The sequence below is a fragment of the Segatella copri genome (genome assembly GCF_949820605.1).
Classification (GTDB): Bacteria; Bacteroidota; Bacteroidia; order Bacteroidales; family Bacteroidaceae; genus Prevotella.
The window spans coordinates 1772574-1789181 of record NZ_CATKVU010000006.1; the positions used below are offsets into that span (position 1 = coordinate 1772574).

Below are 16608 nucleotides of genomic sequence, written 5' to 3' on the forward strand. Positions count from 1 at the left end.
TCCGAGACTCATTTGTTATAACACAAAAAAGCACGGAATATTAAACTCCGTGCTCTTTTTTGCTTTTATATTTAATCTTGTCAAAACCTTCACCATACACACCGATAACGGCACTCTGACTGACAAAGGCATGGGGATCAATCTCGCCGATAAGACGGAAGATAGCAGGAGCCTGACGCTGCTTGGCTAACACGAAAAGCATCTTCACATCCTGACCGGAATAAAAACCGCTGGCATTCACCACCGTTACTCCCCTATCAGCATCTACATTGATGCGCTTGCCTATCTCCTCATACTTCTGTGAAATGATAAAGAACTGTACGCTTCGTCTTCTGCTGTTTACCACCTGGTCGATGCAGAATGCCTGAACGCAAAGAACTACATAACCATATAACACCTTCTCCCAATCGTGTACCACCAGATAGCTGGAACTGATGATGAAGATGTCGCATATCATAATCACTCTACCTAGAGAAATGTCGCGATACTTGTTGACGATGGCTGCGATGATATCCGTACCACCCGTACTTCCACCAACCGAGAAACCGAGTCCGATTCCGCAGCCACAGAAAACTGCACCCAGGAAAGCAGCCCATAAAGGTTGGTTTTCCAAAAGATGAACATCACCTAAACGGCTGGAGAAGAAAGAGGTCAGGATGGTTACCACTATAACGGCATAAACAGTCTTGACACAGAACTTTGCTCCCAAAATCTTGAACGCACATATTAATAAGGTGGCGTTGACGATAAAATACGGAATTTGCACAGGGCAACCGGTTGCCCAATAGATAATACTGGAGATACCAGGAAGTCCGCTTGCTGTTACATTGGTTGGCAAGAGGAACACGTTCCATCCAATAGCGTAGGATATCATACCTATCGCAATCAAAACATAGTCTTGTACAGACTTCCACAAGGGTCGAGGAGGAGTCATAATTAATTTATAATTTACAATTTATAATTTACAACTAATAGTTGATAGTTTATCATTTATAGTTTATAGGGCACTCTTTATAGTTGAAAGCATGCTCTTTACCAGAATTTCTTCTGTTGCTCTGACCACTCAAATCCTTGGGTAGCCAATTTGGCTTCTAATGCCGCACGGTTCACATTGAAGTGATTACAAATCTCATCGAGTGTTTCAAACTCGTGGTCACGAAGCAGGAAGTTGATGGCGCTTACGAGCATCGGAACATCATTCATTGGTAACTTATCCATCCTTTTTATATTGATTAATTAATATTTATTATTGATTACTTGAGGCACCATGCCTCTTTCGGGGTGCAAAATTACTGCAAAAATCAGACAATACCAAAAAAATCCCAGCAATCTTTTACCGATTGCTGGGATTTTTATAAATTATTGATGATTTACGCATTCACTGCCACTGAAATCCAGTCGAAGACGAATGAGCAAATACCGAATGCTACGATACCTACGGTGCAGATTGCAAGCGCCAACTTGGTTGAGCATGCGCTCTGGAAAGTAGGAAGTGGATTATCGCTGTGCTTGATGAACATAGCCTTCACGATGAGCAGATAGTAGTACAAGCTGATAACTGTGTTTACCAACGCGATGAATACTACGCCGTATGCCCAGGCTCCCAATGTGGTGTGGATGTCGTGAGTTCCAACGGCTGCCATGAACACGAAGAACTTCGAGAACATACCGGCGAATGGAGGAATACCACCCAATGAGAACAATGCCAAGGTCATCAGGAATGCCAGACGAGGATTGGTCTTGTACAAACCATTGTAGCTGTCCATCTGAACAGTACCGTTGTTGTGCTCCTCAATAGATGAGATGATAGTGAAGACGCTCAGGTTGGCTACTACGTAAATCAATACATAGTAAGTCAGGGCGCTCACGCTCATCGCTGAGTTACCTACCACTGCCAACATGATGTAACCTGCCTGAGAGATAGAAGAGAATGCCATGAAACGCTTCAGGTCGCTCTGACGGATGGCAAACAGGTTAGCGATAGTGATAGAAAGTACAATCACGATGTAAAGCAACACGGTCCAGTACTCTACCATTGGCTGGAACACCTTCATGAGGATAGCGCAGAGAGTGAATGCTGCAGCACCCTTAGATACTACTGACAAGTAACCTGTAACAGTAGTTGGTGCACCCTGGTATGAATCGGCTGTCCAGAAGTGGAAAGGAACCAAGGAAATCTTGAAACCGAGACCACTGAAGAAGAATACCATACCGGCGATGGTCAATGGAGATGCTGAAATAACCTTTGCTACATCATCGAAGTACAAAGTACCACAAGCAGCATAGAGCAGAGAGATACCATAGATCATCACGCCACTTGAGAAAGTAGCAGTAAGGATGAACTTAGCTCCTGCCTCAGCAGAATTGTGACGGTACTTATCGAATGCTACCAAGCAAGCCATTGGCACAGATGCCATTTCGAGACCGAGGAAGAACAGGAGGAAGTGGTTGGCACTAACCATCATGTTCATACCGAGCAAGGTAGAGATAATCAGCATATAGAACTCACCCTCCTTGAAGGCTGTGTCCTTGCGGCTCAACCACTCCTTAGCCTGTACTATCACGATGAGGGTACCCAGCGCCAGGATAGTCTTCAAGACACCGGCAGCAGGACCTGTTGTGTACATGCCGCCAAATGCCTCTGTGGCTTCTGTTGGGAAGATATTGATGGCAATGTGAGCCACCATCAAGAGACATACCAGAGGATTGAACCACTTACGGTCTGCGCTCTTGGAACTGCAGAAGTCAGCAATGAAAGTGATCAACAGAACTACCATCAGGGTAGCTTCTGGAATCATATTTAAAAATTGACTGTAATTCATTTCTTCTGATATTTATTACATGATTACACTAAAGATAGGACCGACAGCGTCCATGATAATCTTCTCTGCCCAGAGTGGGAACATACCGAGACCTGCAACGCAGGCGATAAGACCTGCTACAGCGATACGCTCGTCCCAGGTAGCATCGTGAAGCTTCTCCAACTTAGGATTAGGAACCTTCTGATAAAGAATCTTACCAACACAACGCAGAATGTAAACCGCAGTTATTACGATTGAGGTACATGCGATGATGGTACATACGCGATGGAAGGTATCTGCATTCTGGAAAGAACCTACGAAGATGGTCATCTCGGCTACAAAACCAGAGAAACCAGGCAAACCGAGGTTAGCCAAACCTGCTACTGCATAACCTACAGAGAGGAATGGAATGATCTTCATCAAACCACCCAGGTAACGTACGTCACGTGTACCAGCCTGATGGTAAATCATACCGATAACGGCGAAGAAGAGGGCGGTCATCAAACCATGAGACAACATCTGGAGGATTGCACCAGTAGCGGCTGTCTCGGTCATCATACAGAGAGCGAAGAGCACCATACCACAGTGAGATACTGATGAGTAAGCGTTGATGTACTTCAAGTCGGTCTGTACACAAGCTGACAAAGCACCATATACGATAGAGATAGTAGTCAGTACGAGGAACACCTTAATCCAGAATCCGTGAGTAGCAGCTGGCAAGAGGAACATGGCGATACGGAAGCAACCGTAACCACCAAGCTTCATCAATACACCGGCGTGCAACATAGATACGGCTGTTGGCGCACTGGCGTGACCATCAGGAGACCATGTATGGAATGGGAACAGCGCACCGAGGATACCGAAACCGATGAAGAGCAATGGGAAGAACACGTTCTGCACGCTCTCTGGAATCGCATGAGCACCATTGGTATGGTGAGCGATATCGAGGATTTCGAAGGTCTGAGCACCACTGTAGAAGTAGATACCCAGGATACCGATAACCAAAAGGGCTGAACCACCCATCAACATCAAAGTCAACTTCATGGCTGAATACTCCTTTGCACCACTACCCCATACACCAATCAGAAGGTACATTGGGATAAGCGCTACCTCATAGAACATGAACATGGTGAACATGTCGATAGAGATGAAGAAGCCATATACACCGATGCTCAGGAGTGTGAACCAGAGGAAGTATTCCTTCTTCATTGGCTCCATCTGCCAGGAAGCAAATGTACCGGTGAACACGATGATAGAAGTCAGGAGAAGCATCACCACTGAGATACCATCCACACCGAGTGAATAGTTGATGTGCAATGGTTCAAACCAAGGCACACAGTAGGTGAAGAGCATCGGAGCTTGGTCGGCTGGCATTGTCTCACGAGCTTCGAGAAATGCAAACACCAAATAGATGGAGAGACCGAGCAATACGCTGGCACCTGCTACCATCACACCACGAACCTGCTTGTCGTTGCGTGCCAACCAGAGGCCGAGCAACATCAGGAGTGGTACTATGACGAATATACTTAAATTCATTTCTTTTCTATTTACTTAATTGTGAGACTTTCATTAAAGAAGTGCGAGCAGGCACAATGTCAATGCTACGGTACCGGTGAGGAACCAGATAGCATAGCTGCGAACATCACCACTCTGCCATGGGCGGATGGTTTCACCTGCCTCCTGTGTACCCCAAGCCATGAAGTTGAAGGTACCATCGATAACGCGACGGTCGAACCATGCGATTGGCTTTGAGAAGCAACCGAAGACAATCTTGTGGGTGAAGAACTGCCAAGCATCGTCGATATAGAAACGGTTCAAGGCTGCCTTGTGCAACTTAGGCATCTTCTTAGCCAAAGCGTCTGCCAATGGAGTCTTCTTAGGAGCATACATGTAAGTAGCCAGACCGATACCGATGATAGCAACGATAACAGAGGTTGTTGCCACACTCATGTCGATATGGATATCGTAGCTCTGACCTGTAGCAGATACGAAGTGACCGAATGGAATCAAACCACAGAGGCAAGAGATGATGGCGAGGAATACCAATGGACCCCACATCACGAAAGGAACCTCCTGTGGCTTGCGACGGTTCTCAGGATCCAGCTCATAGTAGCTCTGTCCCCAGAAAATGACGTAGTAGAGACGGAACATGTAGAATGCTGTCATACCGGCAACCACTGTCATGAACCAGCCCATGAATGGAGAGAACTGGAAGCAAGCCGAGATAATCTCATCCTTTGACCAGAAACCTGCGAATGGAGGAATACCTGCAATCGCCAAGCAACCGATGAGGAAGCAGATGTTGGTAATAGGCATGTACTTGTGCAAACCGCCCATGTAATCCTTGAAGTTGCTGCCGATGATGACGATGATGGCACCAGAGCAGAGGAAGAGCAACGCCTTGAACATAGCGTGGGTAAACAGGTGGAAGATACCAGCCATGTAACCCAAACCACCATGGTGGTTATCTACTGCGAAGCAGACACCGAGCGCTACGAGCATGTAGGCAATCTGAGAGATAGTAGAGAAAGCCAGACCACGCTTGATATCACGCTGGCAGCAAGCTACGGCTGCAGCATAGAATGCGGTGAAGGCTGCAATGTAAGCTACATAGTGAAGAGTCTCAGGAGCATACTGTACCCAGATTGGGAAGAGGCTGGCTACCTGATATACACCGGCTACAACCATGGTAGCGGCGTGGATCAACGCAGAAACAGGAGTTGGACCCTCCATCGCATCTGGCAACCAGATGTGCAATGGGAACATCGCACTCTTACCGGCACCACCGATGAACATGAGGAACAACGCTGTTGGCATTACCCAAGCAGCACCTGCCAAAGCAGAGTTGAGCTCTGGCTGAGCATTCAAGTCGTAGTTGAAGGTTCCTACATAGAAGCTGTAGAACAGGATACCGATGAGGAAGAAGAGGTCAGCGAAACGGGTTACGATGAACGCCTTCTTGCTGGCATGTACTGCAGCATGCTTTGGATAGTAGAAACCGATGAGCAGGTATGAGCAGACACCCACCAACTCCCAGAACAGATACATCTGGAAGATGTTGGTAGCTACTACCAGGCCCAACATAGACATGGTGAAGAGGCTCAGGTAAGCGTAGAAACGCTGCATACCCTTCTCATATTCCTCAACCTTGTAGTTCTCATCACGCTCTGCCATATAGCCGAAGCTGTAGATGTGAACCATGAAGCTGACGGTGGTAATCACGATGAGCATCAATACAGAGATTGGGCTCAGGCGGAAACCGATGTTGAAGGTGAGCAACTCAGTAAACTTCAACCATGTGAAATTAAATACGGTAACAGTTGGGTACATACCTGTTGAGGCATCGCGACCCACTGCAAAGAAGTACTCGTATGCTGTATAGACAGACATCGCGAATACACAGCCCATCAATACGGTACCGATGAGTGCTGCTACCGGTCTTTTCATCTTCATACCCACAAGTCCCAGAACCAGGAAGCTCAGGAATGGCAGAAGAAGTATCAAAAATGCATAATTGTATTCCATTGTCTTTTAGAATTTCATGTTTTCAATACTGTTCACCTGGTCACTGTGATAGTTGCGGTAAACGTTGATAATAATAGCGAGCGCTACGGCTGTCTCGGCTGCTGCTACTCCGATAGAGAACAATGTGAAGAAGAAACCTTCCAACTGTCCTGGGAAGAGGATGCGGTTGAACACAGCGAAGTTCAGGTCGGCTGCATTCAATACAAGCTCGATGGAGATAAGCATGGCAACGAGGTTACGGCGTGTACAGAAGCCATAGACTCCGATGAAGAACAAGAGTGCTGAGAGCACGAAGAAATATTGTACTGGAATCATTTCTTATCCTCCTTTCTTGCGATTAAGATACCACCGATGATACATGCCAACAGGAATACAGAGATAAACTCGAATGGCAATACATAGCCATACTTGTCAGCACCTACCAGTGCAGAACCTACCTGATCCATTGGCACCTCGGTGTCGGCTACGGTTGCAGCCATATCAATAAAGTGATTCTTCAACACGATGACTGCCAGGGTTACGAAACCAACGAGGCAGACGAGTGCGCGACCTACAATCTTGCTACCCTTGACATGCTCCAAAAGACCCTGGAGGGTACGCTTTGATACCAACTGGATAGCGAAGACATAAAGCATGGTGATACCACCGGCATATACAGAAATCTGAGCTGCACCCAGATAAGTATAGTCGAGCAGGAAGAACATGCCTGCTACACCGAAGAGTACGAACAACAGGAAGGTTGCCGCACGCATGATGCGCTTGGTGAACACGCACATGATGGCTGAGCCAAGAATGACTACTGCCAAGATGACGAACATAAATAAATTTGCTGTTATCATTGTCTAAAGTCCTCCTTACTTAGTCTTGGTGTTAAACTTACCGATTTCCAATGGAGCACCACCATCGATGAGGTCAGGAAGGCTGCCGCCCCTATAAACCTCCTTGTCAAGGTGCATCACCAACTTGTTGCGGTCGAAGACTGCATTCTCGAAATCGTTGACAAACTTGATTGCACCGAAGTTACATGCGTTCACACAGAGCTCGCAGAACATGCAGTCGCCCAAGTCGTACTGGTAATCTACCAGCTTGCGCTTCTTCTTGCCTGTCTCTGGGTCCTCCACCATCTCGGTTACGATCTTGATGGTATCGTTAGGGCATGACTTCTCACACAATGTACAACCCACACACTTGTAAGCCTCGTTCTCATCACGAACGAAGACCAGGCGTCCACGGAAACGTGGAGATACGTGGAGTGTAGTCTTGCGGTTCTCAGGATACTGCTCTGTGCTCTTTGGTGTGAAGTACTCCTTCATGGTAGTCTTCATACCGATAGCGAGGGTCTTCAAACCCGCTGCAATACCGCCGAAATATGAATTGTTAGACATACTTTCTTATTATTATAATAATGTGTATTAAAGATTATCCGTGGAATCCAAATGCTACGCATACTGTCATCAAGATCAGGATGACCAGTGACAATGGCATCAGATACTTCCACTCCAACTTCAGAATCTGGTCGATACGCAGACGTGGGAATGTCCAACGTACCCACATCAGGAGCCATACCACCGCGAAGGTCTTACCGAAGAACCAGATGAAACCAGGAATAAGGTTCATCAGATTGTCGAAGCCCTCGATACCGATGTTCAATGGCGCCCAACCACCGAGGAATACGGTAGAAGCAATACCGGAAATCACGAAGAGGTTAAGGTACTCTGCCAGGTAGTAGAAACCGAAGCCCATACCTGAATACTCAGTGTGGTAACCTGCGGTCAACTCACTCTCAGCCTCAGCCAAGTCGAAAGGACCACGGTTAGCCTCAGCATTACCTGCTACGAGGAATACCAAGAAAGCCAGGATAGCTGGCACATGACCCTTGATAATCAACCAGTTCCAAGCACCAGTCTGTGCCTCTACGATACCGCTTACCTGCATGGTGCCGGTAAGAACTACTGCAGAAATCAGGCAGAGACCGAGAGACATCTCATAAGAAATCATCTGTACGGCACCACGCATGGCAGATACCACAGAGTATTTGTTGTTAGATGCCCAACCTGCGAGGAATACACCCAGCACGCCGATAGAACTTACGGCTGTGATGAGGAATACACCTACGTTGAAGTCAAGAATATGAGCTCCCTTGTTCCATGGAAGGAATGAGAAAGTACCCACAGAGGCAATGATCACGAGGAATGGTGCCATGTAGTAGAGCAGCTTGTCGGCTCTATCTACAGCGAAGATCTCCTTGATCAACATCTTGAGCACGTCGGCGAATACCTGGAAGATACCCCAAGGACCTACACGCATAGGGCCGAGACGGCACTGGAAGTAGGCACACACCTTACGCTCCATGAAGATAAGTACGATAGCGATGAGGGCGTATGCTGTCAAAATACAGATACCCACGAGCACGCACTCAATCAGAATCGACAGGAAGTCGCCCAAACCCAAGGTCTGGCGAAGCAGATTGTCGATGAATGTTGTTACTATACTAAAATCAAACATAATTATCTATCAATATCAGGGATTACGAAATCGATTGCTGCACCTGTAGTGATGAGGTCGGCGATCTTCTGACCACGGAGCATTGAATCCAAAGCTCCTGTGAGTGAGAGACCCATCGGACGCATCTTCATACGGTATGGACTCTTGTCACCCTTTGAGTCGAGATATACACCAAACTCGCCGCTGGCACCCTCTACAGAGAAGTACCACTGTCCCTCTGGAACCTTGATGATTGGCTTCTGCTTGATGTAGTACTCACCCTCTGGAATGTTGTCGATCAACTGCTCGATGATGTCCAAGCTCTGATACAACTCCTGGATGTGTACATAGTAACGATCCATTGAATCGCAACCGGTAAGGGTGATTTCCTTCCACTCTACCTTGTCGTACATATCGTATGGATGACGCTTGCGGGTATCGTTCTTCCAACCTGATGCACGACCAGCAGGACCGGTTACGGCATAGTTGATACAATCCTCATAGTTCATTGGACCTACACCTTCGAGACGGTTGTGAGTAATCACGTTGTCACCGAATACGTCGAGGTACTCCTGAATCATCGGACGGAGATACTTGCAAAGGGTCTTCACGTTCTGAACGAAGTTAGGGTCGATATCTGCCTGCAGACCACCGATACGGTAGTAGTTCTGGATCAGACGGCCACCGGTTGTCTCCTCCATCACGTTCAATACGTGCTCACGGTCGCGCATACAGTAAAGGAATGCGGTCAAGGCACCCAAATCCTGTGCGGTACAGCCGAGGTACAACAAGTGAGAGTCGATACGCTGCAACTCATCCATGATGGTACGGATGTAGTGGATACGGTCTGAGAGTTCGATACCCATAGCCTCCTCGATAACGCCAACCAGAGCGTGGCGGTGCATCATCGCAGAAAGATAGTTCAGACGGTCGGTCAATGCCAATGTCTGTGGATAGGTCATATTCTCCCACATCTTCTCGATACCACGGTGAATATAACCGAGGTGTGGATAGATGCGCTTCACGGTCTCACCATCGATAACGGTCTGCAGACGGAGCACACCGTGGGTAGATGGGTGGTTAGGACCAATGTTGACAACATAGTCGTTCTCATCAAAGCGACGCTTCTCTGTAGCTACGAGATGTCCATCCTCGCTCAAGGAATACTCCATGGTGAAGTCATCCTCTGGCTCATCAGTACAAGGGAACTTGTTTGCCTCAGGACTCATATCGAAGTCCTTGCGCAATGGATAGCCCTGGAAATCGGTACGGAGGAAGAGACGACGCATGTCTGGGTGACCCAGGAACTTGATGCCGACAAAATCGAATACCTCACGCTCCAGGAGGTCAGCCACCTTCCAAAGGTTAATGACTGTAGGAATCACATCACTGCCATCCACCTTCTTGGCGATGGTCTTTACTGAGCAGCACTCGTTGGTCTGAGTATTCTCGAGAATATAGATACATCCGAGACCTTCCTCACCGAAGTCTTCACCGATGATGGTAACAAGGTAGTCGAAATGCTTCTCGTTCTTCAACTTCGCCATTTCTGAGGCGAAATTATCAAAACTCAATTCAATATTATTCAGTTTCATGTTCTTATACCTTATTATATTAATCAGTTAGACCTTTCTGAGGGTCGAAATCCTCAGGTACTTCAGTTACGATGATAGGCTCCTTGTGTCCGAGCTTCTCGCTGTCAGAGAGGTTCTCGTTGCTCAAGCCGCGAAGGCCACCCTTGCTCATAGAGAGTTCCTTCTCATCCTGGGTCATCTTGTGGTTGGCACCACCGAAGAATTTCTCAACCTTTACCTTACGCTGCAACTGCATCATACCGTAAAGGATAGCCTCAGGGCGTGGAGGACATCCAGGAATGTAAACATCCACAGGAACCAACTCGCTGATACCACGAACCACGTTGTAGCTCTTCTTGAACGGACCGCCAGAGATGGTGCATCCACCTACAGCTACCACATACTTAGGCTCAGCCATTTCATCGTACAAACGTTTGAAAACAGGTGCCATCTTATTGGTAATAGTACCGGCACACATGATCAAGTCTGCCTGACGTGGAGAGTTACGGGTTACCTCGAAACCGAAACGGGAGAAGTCGTAACGCGCACAACCTACAGCCATGAACTCGATACCACAGCAAGAGGTACCGAAGGTCAAAGACCAGAGTGAGTTACTGCGTCCCCAGTTGATGGCAGCATCAAGGGAACCGACTACCACATTCGCACCACCCTCATTGAGCTCCTGCGCAATCTTTTCGAGGGTATCATTGTCCTTAAACTCGTCGTAAGGAATACTCTTGATAGAGGCTCTTTTGTTTACTTCCATTCCAATGCTCCTTTCCGCCAAGCGTATGCAAGGCCAAATACCAATACCAACAGGAAGAACCCGATGCTCACGAGAGCCATAGATCCAAACTGCTTAACTACGACTGCCCATGGGTAAAGCAATACTGTCTCGATGTCAAACATCAGGAAAAGGATGGCGAAGAGGTAGTAGCCGATGTGTGATGGCAACCATGAGCTGCCACGAGTCGGAATACCGCACTCAAAAGGTTCACCCTTTACCGGATTGTATGAACGAGGACCGATCAACTTCGCGATGACATAAGCAGCCACCACCAAGGTTACAGCCGTCAGCAAAACGGTGATAAATAGTGTAAAGTTCATAAATTTGTTATAACGTTATTTTATATAAATGCTTCTAAGCGGTTGCAAAGGTAACACTTTTTTCTGAAAGAGCACATTTTTTTATGGTTTAATTTGCATCCAAAGTGAAAAAATACAAAAAACTGCTTGATTTCATCAGTTAACAGACAGTATTAACGAAGGTTCGGAAACAGCTAAAACGAGCGTATTTTGTAGCAAAAAGGAACAGAACAGTAGGATTTTTTACCCAAAAAATCATCCGCTTCGACATTGTTTCCGGCACAACTTTCATCGTCTCTCCTACCCTTCATAAAAAGGATGAGAAAGAGATTATCTATAATCTCAATGGCCAGCAAGTAGATAAGACTTCAGCCCAAGGCGGCATCTTCATCTCCCGCCAGAAAGGTTAGTTCTACAAAGCATCCGGCTCTTCCGGGGGAAGAAGATAGTTCGCTGGAGAATTCAGATGTTTGAATAAGCAGAAGATTATGATTGAATAAGCGTATTCAGATGTTTGAATAAGCGAAAGGATATGATTGAATAAGCGAAAGAAGACGTTTCTTTGGGTTAAAAGAGACGTCTCTTTTAGTTTTAGGAGACTGCTTCTCGAGTTGAAGGAGACTGCTTCTCGAAGGTTGCCACTAGGCTCAGCAGACCTGCTGAGCCTAGTCAGCAGCTCTGCCGACTGCAGTCAGCAGGTCTGCCGAGCCTAGTGACAACACCTTTTAATCGTACAACTACAACCCTTATAGTCGTACAACCATACACCCTATAGTCGTACAACTATAAACCCTTTAGTTGTACAACTATAAACCCTTTAGTTGTACAACCATAAACCTTTTAGTTGTACAACCATATACCTTTTAGCTGTACAACCATAAAACGCAACCCCGCCAGGCGTTCCTCCTTTGACGCCTAGCGGGGTTGCGCTTTTTACTTTTTTACCTTTAAAAGCCCTTTAAACTCCTTTTTCAGCAAACAGGCCGAAGAGCTCAGCATCTATCAGGTCTGTAACCTTTCGGAAGTCTTCCGGACTCTCTCCAAACTCCAGATTATCACCATCGATGATGATGAGGCGACCTTTATAATCCTTGATCCAATCCTCATAACGCTTGTTCAAACCCTGGAGGTAATCGATACGGATGCTCTTCTCGAAATCGCGGCCACGCTTCTCGATATGCTTTACGAGCGTAGGAATGCTGCTCTTGATATATATCATCAGGTCTGGGAGTTTCACCAGACTGATCATCAGATCGAAGAGATCGGTATAGTTTTTGAAATCCCTGTCGCTCATCATACCTATATCATGAAGATTAGGCGCAAAGATACGCGCATCCTCGAAGATGGTTCTATCCTGTACGATGGTCTGCTCAGAACGTGAAATCTCCACAACATCATGGAATCGCTTGTTCAGGAAGTAAATCTGAAGATTAAACGACCAACGTTCCATATCCTTGTAATAATCAGCCAGATATGGATTATTATCTACCGGCTCGAAATTAGCTTTCCAGCCATATCTCTTGGCAAGCATCTTGGTTAATGTTGTCTTGCCGCTACCTATATTTCCTGCTATTGCTATATGCATTTTTTTAACTTTTTACTTTTTTACCTTTAAGAGAACAGCCCGAAGAGCTTGGCATCTATCTTATCTACGATTTCACCAAACTGCTTGGGATTGTGCTCGAAATCGAGATTATCAACTTCTACGATAAGCACCTTGCCCTTATACTTGTTCATGATGAAATCTTCGTAAAGATAGTTGATACCTTCCAGATAATCCAGAGGCATCTTCTGCTCATAATCACGACCACGCTTCTGGATATTCTTCACGAGGTGAGGAACAGAAGAACGGAGATATATCATCAGTTCAGGCATCTCCACCACTTCCATCATCGACTCAAAGAGCTCCATATAAGTCTCGTAGTCGCGCTGGTCCATGTTGCCCATTTTCCGGTTGTTGGCCGCAAAGACATAAACACCCTCAAAGATGGTGCGGTCCTGGATGACCGTCTCTTTACTGTGTTGGATTTCCAGCAGATTCTTGAATCGCTGCTTCAGATAGAACACCTCCATATTGAGTGCCCATCGCGAGATATCCTTGTAATAGTCATCGATATAGGGATTTTCAGCCACGGGCTCCAAGTACTGTTTCCATCCATAATGTTTAGACAGCATCTTGGTGAGTGTTGTCTTGCCACTACCGATATTTCCTGCTATTGCTATATACATTTATTTTTAATGTTTAATGTTTAATGTTGAATGTTGAATTTTTGATGCGATACCACCCTCAATTCCACATTGGCTGCAAAAGTACAATAAAAAATCGGGATAAACAAAAAAATCCAAGCAAATATATGATTTGCTTGGATTTTTGTTGTCTATTCCTGCCTTGCAGGGAATCTGTATGTTAATAGTCACGTTCGATGAGTTCGAGACACATACGGGAGTTGTGGTAAGGACATTTCCAGAAACCCGCCTTATCATCTTCCTTGTTCACCGTACCATCTTCCAGGATGGCCCAGTGCCACTCACCGTTCTTGGCATCCAGCAGATGCTTGGCTACATAGTTCCAGCAGGAGATGGCAACCAGAAGATTCTCTTCGGTACAGAAATACTGATAGAGATCGATATGTCCGATGATGTTCTCGCACTGCACCCACCACTGGCGCTGGAGATCATACTTATCTCCATCTTTCCAATGCTCATAAACCATACTGCCATCCGGACGTAAGCCTTCATCTGCAGCATCGGCTATACGACGGATGATGCGCTCTATCTTATGCAGCAATATCTTATCGTCCAAAACCAGCGCGGTTTCGTGGAGCAGCCAGGACGCCTCAATATCATGACCATAGCTCTCGATGTTGCGCTTGCCCTCCCACTCGTCATTAAAGAAGAGGTCGAGATGATAAGTCTCCTTGTTCATAAGCTTATCGGTGAAGATATCGAGCAAATTGCGGATGCTCTTCTCCAGTTCCGGAGTCTTCCATACACGATAAAGATTGGTATATGGCTCGATGATATGCAGATGGGTATTCATCGTACGGGAACCATTCTCATCCTTATCAGAGAGACGCATGTCTGCAATCGGATTCCACTCACGGGTCAATGCCTCGATATATCCGTTGCTCTCGGCATCAAAGGCATGCTTCTCTATGTCATGATACAGGGAGATAGCGATATCCAACGCCTCCTTGTCACCTGTTGCACGGGCATACTCCGAGAAACCATAGATGGCAAAGCCGATGGCGTAAGTCTGCTTCTTGGTATCGAGCGGATTACCCTGATAGTCAACACTCCAGTAGATGCCGCCATATTCCCTGTCGAGGAAATAATCGCGCACATACTCCTTGGCACGGGTGGCAGCCTCAAGATACTCCGGCTTCTTCAAGACACGATAGGCTGCAGAAAACGCCCAGAGGATACGGGCATTCATCACCGCACCCTTCTCGGCTTCAGGATGTACCTGGTCGTTACCGTCTACACGTCCGTAAAAGCCACCGTTTTCTTCATCTTTCACTTTCGTTAGCCAATAGCTGAGGATGTTGTTCTCCAGAACATCCCGCATCGTTTCTTTAAGATTTTCCATTTTTCCTTTCTTTATAGTGATTATTAGTTATGTTAAAACAATTATTTGCGGATAGGGAACTTCCAGGCAAGCACCATCAGCAGGAAGGCGATGACGGCTGGGAAGAGTGAGAACAATGACCATACCATCGTAAGCACAGAGTCGGTAACACTGGCTGGGTCGATCATCGTATTACCCATCTTATCTGTTATCATGTTGGCACCTGCCCAGCCCAGGAAGAGGGCGATGAGAGAACCGGAAATGGCGGTACCAAACTTCTGGCTCATCGTACCGGAAGAGAAGATAAGACCTGTAGCGGATGTTCCGAAATGCTCGGTATGATAGTCGGCTACATCGGCATACATAGACCACATCAATGGCGAATAGATACCGATACCCATAGAGGTAAGGATAACGATGGCTATCATCACCCAGATATACGACGGATTCATCGGGATGAAGAAGAAGACAACCGAGAGAACCAGACAGAGTGCTGCAGCCCAGAAGAATGCCATGCGCTTGCTGCCTACCAGACGGGTGAACCAAGGAGATACACCACCGAAAATCATACAGGTTACTTCACCGAACGCCATGAAAACGGTATAGTTGATAATCAGTCCCTCGATGGTTACATTGCCATGCAGACAGTAATCAAACATATAGCCAGCTACGGCATAACGGAATCCGTTGAAGAAGTTGGTACACACGGCGATAGCTGTCATATAGAGCCAAGCCTTGTTGTGAACGAGGTCGGCAAACTGCTGGAAAGAGAACTTCTCAGCGCGCTTCGGCTTCAGACGTTCCTTGGTAAGGAGTCCGCAAGCCAATGTCATCACAGCTGCAATAATACCGAGCACGGCACCAATGACAGCATACTGATGTGCGGCTGTTCCACCTACCATCTTCTGTAGATAAGGGAAAGAGAGCAGGGTGACGAATCCCATGGCATAAGCACCCACCATACGGAAAGAAGAGAACTGGTTCTTCTCATCATCATCCTCGGTCATCACACCGAGCAATGAGCCGTAAGGCACATTCACCATGGTATATACCGCCATCATCAGCAGATAGAGGGCGTAAGCATAGATTCGCTTGCCCACAGGACCGAAGTCTGGAGTATAGAGCAAGAAGGCGAATATCAATCCGAAAGGAATGGCACCATAGATGAGCCAAGGACGGTAGGTACCGAAACGGCTCTGGGTACGGTCGGCAAGAGTACCCATCAGCGGGTCAGTAACCACATCGAACATGCGGGCTACGAGCATCAGTACTGCCGCATCCGCAAAAGAGAGTCCGAAGACATTTGTAAAAAACAGAGGAAAAGCGATAGACATCACCTTCCATACAATACCACCCGCAGCGGCATCACCCAATGCATAAGCTATTTTTTCTTTTAAACGAGCCATTGTTTTACTTTGAATTTTGAACTTTGAACTTTATGATTAGCAAAAACTATTGAATTCTTCGTTCTTCACTCTTCACTTATTAATATTTAAAAAGGGATTCGCTCCCCATCTATATCTGATAATACGGATGAGGAGTACGAATCCCTACAATCTTAATACCTGAA

The 16608-nt window shown here is 46.5% G+C and carries 16 protein-coding genes; all 16 read right to left on the reverse strand.

The annotated features are described in order from the left end of the window. Positions 1-40: 40 nt before the first annotated feature. On the reverse strand, positions 41-934 hold the full coding sequence (locus RCO84_RS08645) for a YitT family protein (RefSeq protein ID WP_264899056.1): 894 nt from the start codon (positions 932-934) through the stop codon (positions 41-43). A gap of 98 nt (positions 935-1032) precedes the next feature. Further along, a complete protein-coding gene (locus tag RCO84_RS08650) occupies positions 1033-1218 on the reverse strand; it encodes a DUF4250 domain-containing protein (RefSeq protein WP_144153929.1) in 186 nt (61 codons plus the stop codon). A 152-nt stretch (positions 1219-1370) separates the two neighbouring features. Continuing rightward, the gene (locus tag RCO84_RS08655; protein WP_317584755.1) at positions 1371-2822 is read right to left on the reverse strand and encodes an NADH-quinone oxidoreductase subunit N; all 1452 of its coding nucleotides are present in this window, start codon (positions 2820-2822) and stop codon (positions 1371-1373) included. Positions 2823-2837: 15 nt separating this feature from the next. Beyond that, positions 2838-4337: a complex I subunit 4 family protein gene (locus tag RCO84_RS08660; protein WP_264899052.1), complete on the reverse strand. Its 1500-nt coding sequence runs from the start codon at positions 4335-4337 to the stop codon at positions 2838-2840. A 33-nt stretch (positions 4338-4370) separates the two neighbouring features. Next, the gene (nuoL, locus tag RCO84_RS08665; protein ID WP_118081956.1) at positions 4371-6326 is read right to left on the reverse strand and encodes an NADH-quinone oxidoreductase subunit L; all 1956 of its coding nucleotides are present in this window, start codon (positions 6324-6326) and stop codon (positions 4371-4373) included. Positions 6327-6332: 6 nt separating this feature from the next. After that, positions 6333-6641, reverse strand: coding sequence for an NADH-quinone oxidoreductase subunit NuoK (gene nuoK, locus RCO84_RS08670; RefSeq protein ID WP_006846356.1), 309 nt, complete (start codon positions 6639-6641; stop codon positions 6333-6335). After that, positions 6638-7165 carry an NADH-quinone oxidoreductase subunit J family protein gene (locus RCO84_RS08675; RefSeq protein WP_118085634.1) on the reverse strand — a complete coding sequence of 176 codons (528 nt, stop codon included), beginning with the start codon at positions 7163-7165 and terminating at the stop codon, positions 6638-6640. The genes nuoK and RCO84_RS08675 overlap by 4 nt, the downstream gene beginning before the upstream one ends. A 15-nt stretch (positions 7166-7180) precedes the next feature. Continuing rightward, positions 7181-7711: a NuoI/complex I 23 kDa subunit family protein gene (locus tag RCO84_RS08680; RefSeq protein WP_317584758.1), complete on the reverse strand. Its 531-nt coding sequence runs from the start codon at positions 7709-7711 to the stop codon at positions 7181-7183. A gap of 34 nt (positions 7712-7745) precedes the next feature. Continuing rightward, a complete protein-coding gene (gene nuoH, locus RCO84_RS08685) occupies positions 7746-8831 on the reverse strand; it encodes an NADH-quinone oxidoreductase subunit NuoH (RefSeq protein ID WP_006846359.1) in 1086 nt (361 codons plus the stop codon). 2 nt (positions 8832-8833) lie between these two features. Beyond that, positions 8834-10405 carry an NADH-quinone oxidoreductase subunit C gene (locus RCO84_RS08690; protein WP_287867944.1) on the reverse strand — a complete coding sequence of 524 codons (1572 nt, stop codon included), beginning with the start codon at positions 10403-10405 and terminating at the stop codon, positions 8834-8836. 19 nt (positions 10406-10424) lie between these two features. Next, positions 10425-11150: an NADH-quinone oxidoreductase subunit B gene (locus RCO84_RS08695; protein ID WP_006846361.1), complete on the reverse strand. Its 726-nt coding sequence runs from the start codon at positions 11148-11150 to the stop codon at positions 10425-10427. Next, complete coding sequence (locus tag RCO84_RS08700; RefSeq protein ID WP_022120133.1) at positions 11141-11491, reverse strand: NADH-quinone oxidoreductase subunit A; 351 nt, start codon at positions 11489-11491, stop codon at positions 11141-11143. The genes RCO84_RS08695 and RCO84_RS08700 overlap by 10 nt, the downstream gene beginning before the upstream one ends. 937 nt (positions 11492-12428) lie before the next feature. Then, positions 12429-13055: a deoxynucleoside kinase gene (locus tag RCO84_RS08705; protein WP_144153937.1), complete on the reverse strand. Its 627-nt coding sequence runs from the start codon at positions 13053-13055 to the stop codon at positions 12429-12431. A 26-nt stretch (positions 13056-13081) separates the two neighbouring features. Further along, a complete protein-coding gene (locus tag RCO84_RS08710; RefSeq protein WP_264899036.1) occupies positions 13082-13699 on the reverse strand; it encodes a deoxynucleoside kinase in 618 nt (205 codons plus the stop codon). 178 nt (positions 13700-13877) lie between these two features. Continuing rightward, positions 13878-15059 carry an AGE family epimerase/isomerase gene (locus tag RCO84_RS08715; protein WP_317584761.1) on the reverse strand — a complete coding sequence of 394 codons (1182 nt, stop codon included), beginning with the start codon at positions 15057-15059 and terminating at the stop codon, positions 13878-13880. 41 nt (positions 15060-15100) lie between these two features. Next, positions 15101-16444, reverse strand: coding sequence for an MFS transporter (locus RCO84_RS08720; protein ID WP_287853854.1), 1344 nt, complete (start codon positions 16442-16444; stop codon positions 15101-15103). Between the last annotated feature and the right edge of the window lie 164 nt (positions 16445-16608).